Source organism: Paenibacillus barcinonensis (genome assembly GCF_003217495.1).
Taxonomy (GTDB): domain Bacteria; phylum Bacillota; class Bacilli; order Paenibacillales; family Paenibacillaceae; genus Paenibacillus; species Paenibacillus barcinonensis.
In genome coordinates, this window is sequence record NZ_QJSW01000003.1 from 305,613 (window position 1) to 322,816 (window position 17,204).

Sequence of the window (17,204 nt, forward strand, 5' to 3'; positions counted from 1 at the left end):
TGTGGTTATATGAGCCCACTGGCGTGGGGATTATCCTTGACCAAATATAAAGAAGCAGCCCCCATTGATGCAGGAGCTGCTTCTTTTTTGACACAATATATCCAGAAAGTTGAACATCAGCAATCAAACTCTTGCTGCGGGAAAATGTTACCTGACATTTTACAGGAGCCTTATTGCCCAGCTTATTTACTATGCATTTTAAATTCGAGGAACAAGTCGTTATAATGCGATAGCATTTTTTTACCCAAATTGTTGTAGACCTCCAGCTTGCTTGTCAGCGTCTCGTCCGGGTAGAAGCGCTCATCCTGCGAGATGTCTGCAGGCAGCAGCTTGAGTGCCTCCGCATTCGGTGTGGAGTATCCAACATACTCGGCGTTGCGTGCAGCATGATCCGGGTCCAGCATGAAGTTAATGAACTGGTGCGCACCCTCCACATTTTTGGCTGTTTTCGGGATGACCATGCTGTCGAACCACAGGTTAGAGCCTTCCTCCGGCACCTTGTAATCGAGCTTGTCGTTCTGGTCCATGATCTCGGACGCATCGCCCGACCATACGAGCCCGACGGCTGCTTCTTCGTTGGCGAGAAGCATTTTGATCTCATCCCCGACGATGGCTCTTACATTCGGCGTCAAGGTCGATAATTTTTTCAACGCAGCCTGAAGATGGTCCTCGTTCGTATCATTGAGGGAATAACCCAAACTATTCAGGCCCATGCCGATAACCTCACGCGCGCCATCGAGCAGCAGGATCTGGTTTTTCAAACGGGGGTCCCACAGGTCATTCCAGCTATCAAACGTCAAATCACCCACCAGCTCCGGGTTGTATACGATGCCCACCGTTCCCCAGAAATACGGAATGGAGAATTGGTTATTCGGATCGTAGGACAGGTTCAGGAACCGGGCGTCGATGTTTTTCAGGTTGGGCAGCTTGCTGTGATCAATCGGAACGAGCAGGTTTTCCTCTTTCATTTTGCTAATCGCATATTCGGAAGGAATGGCTACATCAAACGTCGTGCCGCCCTGCTCAATTTTGGTCAGCATCGCTTCGTTGGAGTCAAACGTCTGATAGATGACCTTCATGCCGGACTCGGCCTCAAATTCCTTGAGCAGCTCCGGGTCGATATAATCCCCCCAGTTGTAGATGGTTAACGTATTGCCGCCGGAATACCCCTGACTTTTGTTGAGATAGGAAGCAAGAATCATCAGGGCAAAGGCGGCCACAAACACAAGCGCAAATGTTCGTACCAACTGTTTCATGGACGCAGCCCCTTTCCTCCAGGTGGTATGCGTGTTGCCCGGCGGTTAATGAAGTAATATCCGACCACCAGCAGCACTGTGAGCAGGAACAGCAGGGTCGACAATGCATTGATGGACAGCGACACACCCTGCCTTGCTCTGGAGTAAATCTCCACCGAGAGCGTGGAGTAACCATTGCCCGTCACAAAGAACGTTACCGCAAAATCATCGAGCGAGTACGTCAATGCCATGAAAAATCCGGCAAAAATACCCGGCTTCACGTAAGGCAGCACGACACGCGTCAGTATCTGCCATGACCCTGCGCCGAGATCACGAGCCGCATCCATCAGGGTTGGGCTCATCTCCTGTAGCTTTGGCAGCACCATGATGACCACAATCGGCACACTGAATGCGATATGTGACAGCAGCACGGACGTAAAGCCCAGCTTGATGCCTATCATCGTAAACAGAATCAGGAACGATGCACCGATGATGACATCGGGACTTACAATCAGCACGTTGTTAAGGGATAACAGCGTATTCTTTGTACGTTTGCGACGCACATGATAGATCGCCAGTGCACCCGCCACACCCAGAATCGTTGAGATCGCCGAGGACAACAGCGCAATAATAAATGTATTTAAAACAATAATCAGCAGCCGGGTATCCGCAAATACTTCCCTGTACCATTCCAGCGTAAAGCCTTCAAACCCGCGCATATGCCCGCCGCTGTTGAAGGAATAGAAGATCAGATAGGCAATCGGTGCGTACAAAATGGCAAATACAACCGCTAAATAGACGTTAGATAGCTTTCCGTTTCTTCCCATTTCGCACCTCCTTCTTGCCTGATCCGGTCAGAAACATAATGACTGCCATGGCGATAATCAAAAAGACAGCAATCGTCGAGCCCATGCCCCAGTCCTGGGTGACGAGAAAATGCTGCTCAATCGCTGTACCCAGCGTAATAACACGGTTCCCGGCGATCAGACGGGTAATCATAAACAGGGACAGGGCCGGGATAAATACGGCCTGGCAGCCTGATTTCACTCCGCTGAGTGTCAGTGGGAAGATGACACGGCGGAACGTCAGCCATGATGAAGCGCCGAGGTCCCGTGCGGCATAGATCAGGGACGGATTCATCTCCTCCAGCGCGTTGAAGATCGGCAGAATCATAAACGGAATGAAGATGTACACCGAGACAAAAATAAAGCTGAAATCGGTGAACAAAATCTGCTGCGACCCAATACCCACCACTTCGAGCAGGGAGTTGGTCAGTCCGTACGTACCGAACAGGCCAATGAAGGCGTACGCTTTTAACAGAAGGTTAATCCAGCTTGGCAGAATAATCAGAAGTAGCCATAGCTGCTTATGCTTGGTCCGGGTCAGCATGTACGCTGTCGGATAAGAGATGAGCAGTGAGAAGGCTGTAATCAGAAACGCATACCAGAACGAGCTCAGCGTCATCTGCATATATACCGGCGTAAAGAACCGCGCATAGTTGCCGAATGTGAAATTGCCCTGCACATCAAAGAACGAATAATAGATGACCAGCAGCACCGGCGCTACAACGAACAACACCATCCATAACACATATGGAATCAGATACGCATTGCGCGTGCTCGATTTAGTCTGCATGAGCGGCCTCTTGATAGGCTTCGAGTCGTCTGTCGAACTCTTCCTCGGTCTCATTGAAACGCATCACGTGAATGGCTTCCGGGTCAAAATAAAGCCCGATGCGCGATCCGACGTCTGCTTTCTTGGTCGAATGAACCAACCATTCGTTGCCTGCGTCATCGTAGGTTGATATTTCGTAATGTACCCCTCGGAATAGCTGAGAGTCCACCTTCACCTTGAGCTTGCCCTGTTCCTCCGTTGTAATCTCCAAGTCCTCCGGTCGAATGACAATCTCCACTGGCTCGTCCCGCTGCAGTCCCTGATCGACACATTCATACTGCGCACCTGCAAACTCGACCACAAAGTCATGCTTCATCTTGCCTGCCACGATATTCGACTCACCAATAAAGTCCGCCACAAAACGGTTAATTGGCTCATCATATATATCATTCGGTGTACCACTCTGCTGAATGACACCGCCGTTCAGGACAAAGATTTCATCCGACATCGCAAGTGCCTCTTCCTGATCATGTGTGACAAAAATAAACGTAATGCCCAGCCGCTGCTGCAGCTCCCGCAGCTCATACTGCATCTCGGTACGCAGCTTCAGATCGAGCGCCGATAAAGGCTCGTCCAGCAGCAGAATTTCCGGCTCATTCACAATGGCGCGGGCAATCGCTACACGCTGGCGTTGTCCGCCGGACATCTCACCAATCTCCCGGTTCTCATAACCGGACAGATTGACAAACTTGAGCGCTTCGAGCACTTTGGTGCGAATCTCGGCTGTTTTCATTTTTTTAATACGCAGGCCAAAGGCTACGTTCTCAAATACATTCAAATGTGGAAATAATGCATAGTCCTGAAACACCGTATTTACCTGACGCTGGTGCGCAGGCACACGGTTAATCAGTGCACCGTTAAAATAAATGCTGCCCTCCGTCGGCTCCGCAAAGCCCGCGATCAGCCGCAATATCGTTGTTTTACCACAGCCTGACGGCCCCAGAAGGGTATAGAATTTACCCCGTTCAATCTCAAAGCTGACCGCCTTCAATACAGCCTCATCCTGGTCATATTGCTGTGTCACGCGTTCGAACCGAATGATCGGTTGCTGTTCTGACATGTTTATCGTCGCCCCCTTATCCTTGAGGTACCTCGTTGTTTCATTCCCTTGCAGTCCTCTATCATTACAAACCCAACCTATTATACACGACTTTGTTCATGCCTTGTTTCTTATATCGTAATTTATATCCTTTTTTCTTTCATTCCAAAAGATGTTCTGTATAAACTTTGATGAATTGCCAATAAAATATTGCCCCCTGTATTAATACAGGAATATAATTCATATAAATGGTTAATTAAACAAAATTATGGATCAATTAGAGGTGGTGTGTATGTTGGATAAGACAATACGAGCGGAAGTGTTGCAATACATAAACAATCACCATTTAACACAAAGCCAATTCTCAGAAAGAGCAAACATAAATTCAGGCTCTTTCAGCCGCCTCCTCAATCAGAATAAACCGTTCTCCATGAACCAGCTTGACAGTATTACAAGAGCCATGGGCATGCAGGAGGACCATTTTTACACACGGTTTGTGGGAGAATGCTTTACTCTGACCGCACCGGACTGGAGAAGGTTGCGCCCTTTTATTATTCGTTGTGCAGAGGTAAAACGCCTGGATTGTATCCGGTTAATTCTGAGCAATCTTCTGGATAACACTGCCTATGGCACTTTAATTTTTGATGTTGCAGAAGAGCTGTTCCATAATCAATACAACGAAGCAGCTGCGTTACTGTACGAGGGCGTGGGTGTAATCGAGAAATATCAACATTCCGAGCGATTAGCCCTGTGTCGATATCGGTTGTTTCTTCTTTCGTTAAGTGATAACTTAACTCAAAATCTACGGGCCGCCATATTATTCGAGCCCTACGCGAATCGACTGGTGGAGGCTGATCAATTGGAAGCTCTTAAACATCTGGCTCATGTCTATGTTTCACTGAGTAAATGGCATAAGGTAGATGAACTCTCTGAAGAGATGTTCCGTCTCGCTTCCATTCAGTACAAGCTTTCGCTACACACCAACCGCAAAGATTCTGAAGACAAGCAGCCCGTTCGCCCGTATTACTTCTACATGTTGTATGCACGACTGCTTCAAACGGCTGTATATGAACAATATGAAGATTATCAAAAAGCACTTGAATATACGTTGATGTATACCGATGCAGACCAATGGATTCAAGATTCGTCCGATGAAGCCACGACCATTATTAAACAATTCAATGAATTTTCAAAAGCTAACCAGTATCTATACCAACTGCTCGCAGGGAACTTAGATATCTTGCCTGACTACATTGAACATATTGCATCACTCCCTGATGAAATTACTCATGCACTCTGTAACATAATCAAGATTGCTAATAAATTTGATATCAATATAGATGCCATTTTGGATCGTTTTCAAGAGCATATTCCTTATAGGACGTATAGGAGTTCATTTGGAGAATACAATAAGCCAATTAAAGCGGAAGAGTATGTATCCTTTTTAATTAACTTAGGAAAGTATCAGTTACAACGTAAACGTACACAAGGGATCGACATTTTACTTGAGGGATTAGAATTGGCAGGTAATATAGCTAGTGATTCTAACACAATCCGATGCCTGACAATATTTAACCAACATAGAAACTGGGAAGATGAGGAGAAGCAAAATAAATTTAATAGTCTGAATAACAAAATGAAGCTGTCCCTTTAAAAAACCTTTCAACATATTTAATAAGTATCATTTTTCTTACTGTTACTTCACCTATCTCTAATGTAATTGTTAAACTTATGACGCATGGTGTAGGATCAGGTTAACGGCTTAATTAGGATAATTTTGTATTAGACACCATTCAGGTGTCTTTTTTATTTTTTTAACACAGTCAATCAATGTAAACGCCTTGTGTAATTTCGTCTTATTTTCACTATTTATGCATACATTACGGGTATATGTCGATATCTACGCATGTCGTTAGGAGGACCGCTGATTTATCAGTTGGTTGAGACGCACGAAAGGAGTCCTGGGCTTGGAGGTTCGGCGCAATCTTCCTTTACTTCTTATGATATGTTTCCTGAGTCAGATGGGCGGATTCATGATCCTGCCCTTGTTTCCGCTGTTTATGGAGGAATTCGGCTTATCCGGCTGGACGCTTGGGGTCATTTTTGCCCTGTTTTATGTTGGAAAAGTGATCGGCGGCGTTCCGGCAGCAGCTCTTTACCGTAAGCTTGGGGGCAAACGAGCACTCATCCTCATGCTGGCTGCACTCGCCTTGTGTATGGGGGGATTCGCCGTATCCAAGTCCGCCATTCTCTTCGGTCTGCTTCGCCTGCTGCAAGGACTCGCCTCTTCCGGCCTGACCGTAGTGGTGCGTTCCATCATTGGGGATGGCGGCAGTGTGGAGAACCGGGGCTTGTACAACGGTTATATTAGCAGCAGCGAAGGAGGCGGCATGATTCTTGGCCCGGTGATTAGCGGTTGGCTTGCCATACACTGGCCATTGTCTGTGCCTTTTCTGCTGGTCGCACTCTGCTGCCTCATTGCAGTCGTTACAGCCATGGGAATCAAAACCTCAGCACAGAATCTCCCTGCATCATTACCTATAGCTTCGCGTACAGTCAAGAATGATCATAACAATCAGAACCAGCAGAAGCATGCTAATGCTCCCGCTGCCCCCACGACCGAGTCCATTCAGGCCAATTCTCTCCCTGTTACCATGACAATGAAACAACAGCTTATCGGTTACATCACCGTACACGTTCTTGAGATGAGTGCCTATGCTGTATTCCTGACGTACTTCGCGCTGTATGCCACACAAGTGATGCAGTGGGATGCTTTTTCCGCCAGCCTGGCGTTCACCGTAGCAGGAATATCTACTTTTGCGGCTGCACCCGTTGTCGGGCGACTCTCGGATCGTATGGGTGACAGGCTGCTGTTATGTATGCTGGGCATGTTCTTGATTGGAGTCGAGGTGCTTGTCTTTCTAAGCACATCCTCTCACATCTGGGTTTACATCGGCATGTTTATCGGCGGCATCGGCGGGGCATGTTACATGGACTCCTTCTTTGCACATATCGGCGACCATACCCCGGAAGAGCAGCGAAGCCCGGTCATTGGTCAGATCGTGTCCGCGGCTGAGATCGGCTCTATTGCTTCTCCCCTGATCGCGGCTCTTCTGATGGAAGCAGGCTCTCTCTATACCGTATTTATCTTCAATCTGCTTCTTATTGCGGCTGCCATCGCCGTTCAAGCGGTTATGCGGAGCAGGTATCGGGTGAGAACAAAAAAATAAACCCGCTCACACAATTTAATGTGCAAACGGGCATTTCATTGGAGTGCTATCGGCCTGTACCTTCTCTTCCTGCGAATAAGCAAGTTCATTAGATGAATGCTTTTGGTGTGCTTGATTTGCACGCTCATCATTCTGCTGTTTGCTGCCCGCCTCAGCGGCAACGGCGATCCCGTCCCGAAATTGATATGCAGGGTCCTGATGAAAAAAGTTCGGCTTCACAATCTCATTCCGATAGGAGCTGTGGAAAATGTGGGTGGTGGCTGGCGACACAGGGGGAATCAGCCACACCCAATCGCCGGTCAGCTCACGTCCAGCCTTCTCCTCCCGCTGTTCAAACAGCGCGAATTGTGCCGCAGCCGTATGATGGTCTACAATGCTCACACCTGCCTTCTTGAAGGAATGCAGCACAGCCACATTCAGCTCCACCAAAGCACGATCCTTCCATAGTGTCGTTTCACTCGACGTGTTCAGTCCAAGTGCAGCGGCTACCGCCGGCAGCTTGTTATACCTGAACGTGTCAGCCAGATTACGTGCACCAATCTCGGTTTCCATATACCATCCGTTAAACGGTGCTGCCGGGTAGTTAATGCCCCCGATCTCCACTCGCATATCCGCGATCATTGGCACACCATACCAGCGTAAACCCAGCTCGGCGATCTCGGCACGCTCGGGATGCTCAATCTGAACTTCAACAATCTCATCATCAGGAATGACATACCATTCAGGAGCTTGTCCCTGAGCCTGAATGATAAGCGGCAGCACATCATAATCACCGCCAGCACCCTGCCAGCCCAGTGACAGGGCTGCCTTGGTCAGCTCCACCGAAGCAGGGTCACCGACAATGCCCTGTGCCGTCTCGTATCCGGCATAACGAATCAATTGATGATTCCAGATGCGGATGGGTGCTCCGTCCGGGCCTTCCGGTGGCAAAATGGTGATGGTCGGAATAATCTTGCCGCCATTGGATGCGTTATGGATATGATCGCTTACGGCCTGCGCAGCCGCCCCTGCGGTATCCGCATCACGGCTGTCCACGATGCGCAGCTTGTCCCAGAACAGTCGCCCGATACAGCGGTTGCTGTTCCGCCAAGCCATTTTGCAGCCATGCTCCAGCTCTTCAATTGTGTGAGTGTACGTACCTTTATCTTCAATCTCTCGTCTAATGGCAATAAGCCGGGCCTCCGCATCTTCACGCGTATGGCCCAGCTCTTCGTAACTTGTATATATAAACCGTTCAGCTTCTTCCTGCAATTGATCCAGGTCTGTCCGCATTCTCATTCCACCATTCTGTACATCTTGGATGCCATTATTATACGGGAAGCGCACCGGATTTGTAAGCGAACGGGACGTTTGTTCACGGACTCTACATATCGTTGTCAGGAGACAGGTTCACTTCAATTATTTTCCCAAAAAAGCGTTTAACATCCAGATCTCTTTATCCAACGCAGCTGTAAACCCGATCAACATATCTTCCGTAGCTTTATCTTCCGATTCTCCAGCTTCATCAATGCCTTGGCGAATGACAGACAGCATCATATTCAGGTCAGCAACAACCTGCTCCACCATTTGTTCAGCGGAAAATTGTCCTTCTGCCTCTTGAATTGGAGATAAACGCAGCTGCTCAGTCATCGTTGCTGCAGGGCGACCTCCAATCGTCAGCAAACGTTCAGCCACTTCGTCCATATTGGCCGTAGCCAGATTGTAAAGCTCTTCGAATTTCGCATGAAGTGTGAAGAAATGTGGGCCTTTAACATACCAATGGAAGTTGTGCAGTTTGGTGTACAGTACAGACCAGCCTGCGATCTGACGATTCAATCCCTCTTGAAGTGCAGTTGTGTTACCTGTAATTGTGTTGTGGTTAGTTTGTATTGTGCTCATGGAATTTATCCCCTCTCAAAATATGAATTGAAATGTAAGTGTAGTTACTTTGGCATGTACCATTTGCCTGAACGTAGGTCTGTATATGATACGAGATCAATAATGCACCTTCTTTTAATTTAGACTTAATCTAAATCTTGTTTTAATTATAACACCGCGTATGTCCTTTGAAAAGGGTTTTGCTCTCTCCTGCAAATGAAGATTCAATGAAGCCAAACTTCATTAAGCACAGGAGGTCGGACCTTCCGTTTATATTTATAACGCTAACGAACGAATTGAACAGCGAACATTCTCACAGGCGAGGCCGAAAACAAAAAAAGCCCCTCATCTGCAATAGATGAGAGGGCCGATGTTGCACACGAATAGTGACACTGACAACCGTATGATGGCTGTATTCTGTTATCATTACATGGTTACTTATAAGCGCTTGCTGGCTCAAACGTGAGAATCCGGCTGATTTCCTCATAACTCTGTGCTGTAAAATGAGGCTGATGATCCGATTCGGGCAATGCCCCGCGATGATTGAACCAGATCACTTTCCAGCCCGCATCCACAGCTCCGGCTACATCGTTGCGCCAAGAATCCCCGATGTAATAGCTGTTATGCGCTGCGGTATCGGTCTGCCGATTCACATGCTCGAACAATCTCCCGTCTGGTTTGGCGTGACCAACCACCCCCGAGATGAAAATCTGCTTCTCATTCACCAGACTGAATGCATCCAATGCTTCAAGCTTGCGCCGCTGATGCTGTCCTTCACCATTCGTGATCAAACCCACCGTATGCCCCTCTTCCTGAAGCCTGCGAATCAGATCATACGCTCCTGCAAACGGAGTGATCTCAAATTGTCTGCCCAGATACTGCTCCTGCAGTTCCTGTGCTTGTCCCGCTTGCAAAGGCATTCCCAATTCCTCCATCGTCAGCTCAAATCGACGACGGCGCATTCGCTCCACCGCATCTGGTTCAGGTACTGCCGACAGGTCCTCCTGTGCGGACAACCAGTCGCTGTAATACCGAAACCGATGGTATGCCAGCGCATAATCAAACGTCTCCGACAATCCCAAAACATCCTGCAATGCCCCTCGAAGCGGCTGCAAGTGATCGTATAACGTATCATCCACATCGAAAAATATTGCTTTGACATCACTTGTAGTATTCATCATTGATGCTTGTCCACCTGCTCTCTGGAGTTGAATCGTTATCTTCTCATGTAATCATACTATAAAGTTCATGTGTAGCTGACCAGCGTACACAAAGCAAAAAATCCCCTCGCTGTTACACCACGTATATGGTGAAGCGAGGGATCGTTTGGCAAGCTATAATATTTACGCAATCAGGATACAGACCCGCTCACCCTTGCTGAACGCTTCTCGGTGCGAATCAGACTTACGATGAGGTAAAGCAAAACCACCATTTGCGGGATAAAGGTCTCCCATGTCGGGTACATGCCAAGCCAGCTGAGCGAAGGCAGATTTGGAGCTACATGGGCAGGAAGCGTCGCTGACACCTGCAGGGCATGAATGCTCTCGCCCAAAAAACGAAAGACCAGATAATAGATAAGCAGTGTAGCTGTCAGGAAAAACCAACGAACCGGCAGACGCACACTGAACTGAATGATGGCAATCGCCAGAATAATGAGAACAATCAAAGCCCCGCCGATCCCAATGAGTAGCTGAGACAAGGAAATGGACGGAGCCATACCGATGTAAAAGATGGCTGTTTCGGCGCCTTCTCTTAATATGGCAAGACCCGCTACGGCAAACAAAGACCACAAGCTTCCGCGGGCCAGCGCCCCTCCAACCTGACGCTCCACATAGCTGTTCCATGCGCGTGTGCTCGACTTGTTATGCATCCATTGCCCTACCGTTAACATCAGAACAACCGCTGCAAGTCCAGTATAGCCTTCAATCATCTCGCGTGTGCTGCCTGACGAGGCTACAGCCAGCACCAGCGTTAGCACAACAGCAAGCGCTGCGCTCAGCAGCAAACCGCTGCCTGCGCCCGCCCAAATCCATCGCCGCGCCGCTGCCTGTCCGCTCTTCTTGGCATAAGCCAGCAAAGCAGCCAGTACAAGAATGGCCTCCAGTCCTTCGCGAAGAAGGATCAAAGCCGCATCCCATGCTGTATAGGCTGTTGTCTCTGTTAGAGGCTCCAGCCGCTCCATCATTCGGGAGACAACCGCGGATGCTTTGTCTGTATTCGGCGGGCTGGAGACGAGATATCCCGATGCTTCCGTCATTTCGTTCTCAATCGCCGTATAGGATGCGGGAGAAGCAATCTGTACCTGTCCCTCCACAGAAGGCCAGGCAGCAATAAACTGCTCCAGACCCGTTGCTGCCCCGCCGCTATCTCCTGTCTGAATCTGCTGCTGAACCTGCTCCAGCAATCGCAGCAGCTCTGCCAGCGATGAAGCCCCCTCACTTGCACCTGCGGCTTCATCCAGTTCTTCATCCTTGAGTGTTCCCTCACTGTAATCGGTCAGCAGCGTAACCATCGCGCTCATCTGCTGAACAGCTTGTGTTTCCTTGCGTGGATCAGCCTGTAGCGCAATCCGAATCAGGCTCATCTGTTTCTCCAGCTGACTGTATACGCCAAAATGATCCTTGCGAATCGGAGCTTCTACGCCTTTCCAGGCGGTAACGATTCGTTTATAGGTACGCTCGGCTAACGGCCAATCTGCCTTCTGCATGGCACCGAGACTCGTGCGAGCATCTGGCAGTATCCGGCTAGCCGCCTTCTGGCCAGCATCACTGCTGCCTTCTGCACCCCGGAAGCCTTCCACGTATGCATTGACTGCTCTGGCAAGGTCGGACAGCGTACTCTTGGCAGAGTCTGCGTCCTGGCCCTGGAGTGCTGTCTGTGTCTTGGCAAGCGCATCGTTAACCGTAGCAGCGAGAGCCGTGACCTGTCCGGTATCTTGCTCCGGTTTCAGTTGGCTCACCTGCTGCCATAACGTCTGAAATTCGGATACATCCCGAATTGCTTCGTCCAGCTTGCCCTGACCCGCTTCCACCAGCGCACTTCCTACAGGGGGAAGCAGCGCATCCAGCTGCTTCGTTTCGGCCGTTTCCTTTGTCCCAGCAGACGATGACACACCAGACGCATGAGCAACGCCATCCAAAACATGGGCAAGCCCTTCTAAACCACGCATACTGCTACCTGAAGCATGTTCATCTTCTGCGTTATGAAAAAAGCCCGTGCACGATAATGAAAAGACAAGGCATCCAATTAGAGATAAAACGATGCGTAAAGAAAAGGCTCTACGTAATAACGATAATGACCGTCTTGAAAATAACGGGCTCTGCCCTCGGCGCTGGCGTCCACCTCTGCTCCCTGTCCTTCCGTTACTCTGTGAGGACATCGGCGGGAATGCAGATGTATATCTGGATGCGATGTATGTGTTTCTCGTTTGCATTGATGCTCTATTCCTCCCATGGTCACTGCCGGTTTGCTCACTGCCTGCACATTGCCTATGCTGTGGCTGAATCTTTTTTCGATTGCCGTTTCGCCATAGCATCAGAACAGAGTCTCCCCGATGTATCCACCCTGCTTGCATCCTGGGAAGCACGCAAAGACAGCACTTCCTACATGTACGGTGTATTCATTCAGCTTGTCATTCTTCGCCAGCCGCGTCTGAATCGGGATAAACTGCTTGTCCAGATCACGCTGGTAGCTGATAAACAGCAAGCCTGCGTCGAGCTGGCCTGTTTTGGCATCAAGGCCGCTCGAATAGGAATAGGAGCGGCGCAAAATCTGTTGAATCCCGTCTCCCTTGGCCAGCCGCAGATGCGATGTTGCCGGGATTAAGGGTTGTCCATCGGCGGACCTTGCCTGCAGGTCCACGGGATCGAACTCTCCACGGCTGCCAATCGGCGCGCCGCTGTCACGGTGGCGACCAAACGTCGCCTCCTGATCCTTCAGTGTGGAGCGGTCCCAGACCTCCACACGCATGCGCACCCGGCGGACGGCCATGTAGCTGCCGCCGGCCATCCACCCCGTACCGTCACCTGGCTGCGCCCAGACGGTACGGTCCATGAGCACGGCATCCGAGGTATTCGGATTGCCGGTGCCGTCCTTGAAGCCGAGCAGATTACGCGGTGTTCCACCCGCAGGGTCGGCTCGGCCTGTGCGCTGGAAGCCCTCCTGGGTCCAGCGCAGCACCGCATGCCCTCGCGCAATGCGCGCGAGGTTGCGGATAGCATGGAAGGCGACCTGCATATCGTCTGCGCAGACTTGCACGCACAGGTCGCCACCACACCACTGCGGGTCCAGCGCATCCCCGGCAAATGCCGGCAGGTCACGCAGACCCTGTGGCTTCGGGCCCTTCAAGCCGAAGCGCCCGTCAAACAAAGACGGCCCCACACCAAACGTCAACGTGGTCCGTGACGGTGTCAGGCCTGCCGCCTCCCCTGTGTCGGTGGGCGGCGTATTCAGCGTGGTGTTATGCTCGCCGATCATCTGTCCGGAGGCCATGGCAGCCGAGGCTGCCGTCCAGCTCTGGAACAGATTACGAAGCTCCCCCACGCTGCCTGCGGTAACATCAAACGCCGCAAAGCAGATAAAATCCTGCGCGGGCGTAATAATCCCAGCCTGATGCTTGCCATAGAAAGGCAAGCTATCCGCATCCGTCGCCGCAGGTGCTACAGCGGCGCCAGACGAGCCTTGACGGCCCAAGGCCATCAATCCGCTTGCGCCGCCCCCGCCGACAAGCAGACCGAGGCCTGCTACGCCTGTAAGCTTGAGCATGTCACGCCGTGACAACGGCTTTTTCAGCGAATCCTGTTTCTTCTCCGTCATCGGTCTACACTCCCAGTACCTGTCCCATATTCGACAGTGGCTCCGCAAGCGCATCCAGATTCTGACTCAGCTTGCGCACGTCCTCGTCCTTCAGCTTCTTGTAGGAAACGTACCCGTCACCGTCCTTGAACGGTGCAAGCTCCTTCTCCAGCGCAGCAAAACGGTCCGCAATCTGCTGGTTCAGCTCCTTGTCCTTGGCCGCCAGATCATCCTTCAGCAGGTTGTAAATTTCACGCGCCCCCTCCACATTTGCCGCAAAATCATACAAATCCGTATGGGAATAACGCTCCTCTTCCCCCGTCACCTTACTGGAGGATACCTCGTTCAGCAGCTCCACCGCTCCTGTGACCATCAGGCCAGCATCAATATCCATCGTTTCTACTTTTGCCCGCAGCAGCTTCGCGTCACTCAGCAATGTGTCTGCATATTCCTTCATGCCATCGGTCGTGTTATCCTCCCACAGTGCCTTCTCAATGCGGTGAAATCCACGCCAATCCGCAGCTTCCACATCCCCGTCCCGTGCGTCAATATTCGGGTCCAGATCACCGAGCGCCTCCGCTACCGGCTCAATTCGTTCGTAATACATACGTGCTGGTGCATAAAGTGCCTTCGCCTTCTCCAGCTCCCCGGCCTTCACTGCATCCGTGAATTTCTCCGTTTCCCTCACAAACGCATCAATCTGCTCTACAGCAAATGCTCGGTACCCCGCCACTGCGACGGAATAATCCTCTTTTACAGTCTCTGCACCAGCCTTGCTCTTATCCTGCGTGCTCGCCTGACTCTCACTTGCTACAGCTGTCTCACCGGATACCTTCGCCGGAGCCACCGCATCATTGCCACACGCCGCAAGCAGCACCGAAGTCACCAGCACAACAGCTGGCAACGTTACACTTGTTCTCATTTTCAATCCAGACACCCCTTTATAGATACAGTAATCATACTAAACCCTTCCTAATAATTGATAATGATTATCAATTTCGATAAAGACATCATAATCGGGCGTCCTCTTTATGTCAATATGAAAATAAGACAAAGAAATCCCTCTGTGTCACAAGCATTATTTAGGGTATTCAAAGGGCGATACATAGACAAGGTTCGGCATCGAACGGTAAAATGAGACACAATGTATCCATTGTTCCATATTTCAATACATTGGAGGTTTATGACATGAAATGCCCAGTATGCAATCACGAAAATGGAGATGCCCAATATTGCGAGAGGTGCGGGTCTAACCTGAAGGGAACCCATGCTTCCGCCGAACCTGCGGAATCCGTAACACATACCGGCCCACCTGATGCAAGCTCGGAATACACTCGCTGGTCCAGCACGCAGGAGCCTGCATCGCACAGAACGGCATCCAGAAGCTCATCCATCTCCCCTATGCCCTCACCTGCTCATGATCTTGACGATGCAAGTGACAACGCTGCCCAAGACCGGTCTGCGCATAGCAGCAGTAGCAATCAATGGAGCAATCTTGTGCAGAATGAGAAAGTACAGCAAGCCAAGGAAGGAAGTAAACAGTACCTGTCCTATTTCATCAGTGTACTGGCCCGTCCGTACCAAACGATGAAAACCGTCGGTGAACAGCATGCTCTGTACGGCTGGGTAACGATGGCCCTGTTTGCTATTTTGACCTCTACATACTTTCTGATCACGTTTGGCCGCCTTGGTGCGGATGGACTATTTATCGGTGGATTCCTGCGTCCACTTCTGTTTGCAGCTATTATTCTGATCTCTGCCACAGCACTGATCTATGGTGTTCTGAAGCTGGAGCGGATCACCTTCCGTCCAAAAATCATGATGGCACAGTTTGGAGCATTGCTGGCTCCAGCCGTCGTCACGCTTTTGCTGGCTAACCTGATGATTGTGATCTCGTATTCCTTTGCAATCTCGCTGCTGGTGCTGTCATACATTATTGTGTTTGTTGCTATGAATACTGTGCTGTTCCATCATCCGCTGAACCGTATCCCAGCCGCCCTTGACAGCATGTACAGCGTACTGATTGCCAATGCCGTGCTGTTTTATGTAACCTATCGTCTGTTGTATGCGGTTATAGCCGGTCTGTTCGGCCCGTTGTTCTCGCCGTATGGACGCTTGTAATATGTTCTTTTGGTTGTAAACGTATTAAAAAGGTTACGATGCCAGAAGGCCAGGCTTCCCATGTGCTGGGAAGTCTTTTTTCTGTTGTATTTGTAATGCAGCATTGCACAGAAATCATCTCATACACTATAATGTGTAGTGTAAATGATATGTTTCTATTTACTTATTTAAGTAAATGGGTCGTTATCGGGGTTTAACGCATTACAATTAAGTACACTGCCTCGCCGCATAACACTACAATATGTAGTGTTATGCGCGGCATGTTTACATCTTATTATTTTATGACGAAAGTCGAGGAATACAGAATGGACATGACCCACATGGATCATATGCAAATGGAACCATCAGCCGGCACCTCATACTTGTGGTTGATCGTAGGAGCGGTAGTACTGATGCTCTCCATCGCCGCCTATATCTGGGCATCGCGTACACGTGGCAGTATTCTTGGTCATATGAAAAAAAAGGAGCGTGCTGCTATTCAGAAGAAAGGTCGTTTTATAAAGAATACCGCTCATATTCTAATTGGTGCTTCAATCGTGGCATTCGGATTGTTTTTCCTGCAAAATGCTGATGGCAATACATATGATGTATCCCAACTGGATAACAACGCCGTAATTGATGTGACCGATGATAAATACTATGGAGCCACCCATACGGAAGAACCGATTCACTATGAGATGAAGATTCCAACCTCCGGACCACATAATCCACATGACATTAAGTTCGGCTTTTACACTGACTTCCCGGGTTATCATTATCTGGTACACAACATGGAACATGGAGACATCATCATCTATTATCGCGAAGATGCCAGTGACATGCTCAAGGAGCATCTCAAATATCTGACCAAATTCCGTAAAGCGGGATCAGGCATCCTTGCCGTGCCCAATAAAGACATTCCCGATGGCAGCGAGGTTGTCGTAACCGCCTGGACCCATACGATGAAGCTTAATAAGTTCGACGACGCCAAGGTAGGCACGTTTATTAACCGCTACATTAATCAGGGACCCGAGAAGATTCCAGCTTCCATTCGCCAAGGCGGCGGCACGATGTAACAGGAGCAGGGAGGTACTTGACTGGATAGAAATCGAGAAAACGAAAACAACCCGTCAATGTGTACAGCCTTATGCGAGCTAAATAGTCCCATGTCAAACTTCCATCAAATCCATTCGGTTATCCTGTTGCCATGAACGAAGAAAATAGATTCGTCGACCATCTCTTACTGAACTTATTATCGTCTATTTATGTGAAATG

Annotated in this window: 14 protein-coding genes; 4 read left to right on the plus strand and 10 right to left on the minus strand. The window is 49.6% G+C overall.

Annotated features, from left to right (window positions below; all coding sequences use genetic code 11):
• Positions 1 to 182: 182 nt before the first annotated feature.
• Genes DFQ00_RS07105 through DFQ00_RS07120 form a run of 4 tightly spaced genes read right to left on the minus strand, consistent with a single transcriptional unit; the run spans position 183 to position 3,969 of the window.
• Positions 183 to 1,256 carry an ABC transporter substrate-binding protein gene (locus tag DFQ00_RS07105; RefSeq protein WP_110895772.1) on the minus strand — a complete coding sequence of 358 codons (1,074 nt, stop codon included), beginning with the start codon at positions 1,254 to 1,256 and terminating at the stop codon, positions 183 to 185.
• Positions 1,253 to 2,062, minus strand: a complete 810-nt coding sequence (locus tag DFQ00_RS07110; protein WP_110895773.1) for an ABC transporter permease — start codon at positions 2,060 to 2,062, stop codon at positions 1,253 to 1,255. The genes DFQ00_RS07105 and DFQ00_RS07110 overlap by 4 nt, the downstream gene beginning before the upstream one ends.
• Complete coding sequence (locus DFQ00_RS07115; protein ID WP_110895774.1) at positions 2,037 to 2,870, minus strand: ABC transporter permease; 834 nt, start codon at positions 2,868 to 2,870, stop codon at positions 2,037 to 2,039. Before DFQ00_RS07115 ends, DFQ00_RS07110 begins: the two co-directional genes overlap by 26 nt.
• A complete protein-coding gene (locus tag DFQ00_RS07120; RefSeq protein WP_110895775.1) occupies positions 2,860 to 3,969 on the minus strand; it encodes an ABC transporter ATP-binding protein in 1,110 nt (369 codons plus the stop codon). Before DFQ00_RS07120 ends, DFQ00_RS07115 begins: the two co-directional genes overlap by 11 nt.
• A 247-nt stretch (positions 3,970 to 4,216) precedes the next feature.
• On the opposite strand from DFQ00_RS07120, the gene DFQ00_RS07125 reads away from it, so the two are divergent.
• Both DFQ00_RS07125 and DFQ00_RS07130 read left to right on the plus strand, forming a co-directional pair.
• Entirely contained in the window at positions 4,217 to 5,602 is a 1,386-nt protein-coding gene (locus DFQ00_RS07125) for a transcriptional regulator (RefSeq protein WP_146236127.1), read from the plus strand.
• Positions 5,603 to 5,888: 286 nt separating this feature from the next.
• Entirely contained in the window at positions 5,889 to 7,178 is a 1,290-nt protein-coding gene (locus tag DFQ00_RS07130; RefSeq protein WP_208643760.1) for an MFS transporter, read from the plus strand.
• A 15-nt stretch (positions 7,179 to 7,193) separates the two neighbouring features.
• Here DFQ00_RS07130 and DFQ00_RS07135 read toward each other — a convergent pair whose 3' ends face one another.
• The 6 genes from DFQ00_RS07135 to efeO all read right to left on the minus strand — a co-directional run bounded on the left by DFQ00_RS07135 (position 7,194) and on the right by efeO (position 14,751).
• Positions 7,194 to 8,450: a nitric oxide synthase oxygenase gene (locus tag DFQ00_RS07135; protein WP_425271010.1), complete on the minus strand. Its 1,257-nt coding sequence runs from the start codon at positions 8,448 to 8,450 to the stop codon at positions 7,194 to 7,196.
• A 126-nt stretch (positions 8,451 to 8,576) separates the two neighbouring features.
• Complete coding sequence (locus tag DFQ00_RS07140) at positions 8,577 to 9,056, minus strand: Dps family protein (protein WP_110895779.1); 480 nt, start codon at positions 9,054 to 9,056, stop codon at positions 8,577 to 8,579.
• 413 nt (positions 9,057 to 9,469) lie between these two features.
• The gene (locus tag DFQ00_RS07145) at positions 9,470 to 10,213 is read right to left on the minus strand and encodes an HAD family hydrolase (protein WP_110895892.1); all 744 of its coding nucleotides are present in this window, start codon (positions 10,211 to 10,213) and stop codon (positions 9,470 to 9,472) included.
• Between the two features lie 173 nt (positions 10,214 to 10,386).
• Positions 10,387 to 12,204: an FTR1 family iron permease gene (locus DFQ00_RS07150; RefSeq protein WP_110895780.1), complete on the minus strand. Its 1,818-nt coding sequence runs from the start codon at positions 12,202 to 12,204 to the stop codon at positions 10,387 to 10,389.
• Positions 12,205 to 12,569: 365 nt separating this feature from the next.
• Positions 12,570 to 13,850, minus strand: a complete 1,281-nt coding sequence (efeB, locus tag DFQ00_RS07155; RefSeq protein ID WP_110895781.1) for an iron uptake transporter deferrochelatase/peroxidase subunit — start codon at positions 13,848 to 13,850, stop codon at positions 12,570 to 12,572.
• A 4-nt stretch (positions 13,851 to 13,854) separates the two neighbouring features.
• On the minus strand, positions 13,855 to 14,751 hold the full coding sequence (efeO, locus tag DFQ00_RS07160) for an iron uptake system protein EfeO (protein ID WP_110895893.1): 897 nt from the start codon (positions 14,749 to 14,751) through the stop codon (positions 13,855 to 13,857).
• 266 nt (positions 14,752 to 15,017) lie between these two features.
• On the opposite strand from efeO, the gene DFQ00_RS07165 reads away from it, so the two are divergent.
• Positions 15,018 to 15,950 (plus strand): zinc ribbon domain-containing protein, encoded by a 933-nt coding sequence (locus DFQ00_RS07165; RefSeq protein WP_110895782.1) that lies wholly within the window; start codon positions 15,018 to 15,020, stop codon positions 15,948 to 15,950.
• A gap of 335 nt (positions 15,951 to 16,285) precedes the next feature.
• Entirely contained in the window at positions 16,286 to 17,005 is a 720-nt protein-coding gene (locus DFQ00_RS07170) for a DUF3105 domain-containing protein (protein ID WP_167433625.1), read from the plus strand.
• The last annotated feature ends 199 nt before the right edge of the window (positions 17,006 to 17,204 follow it).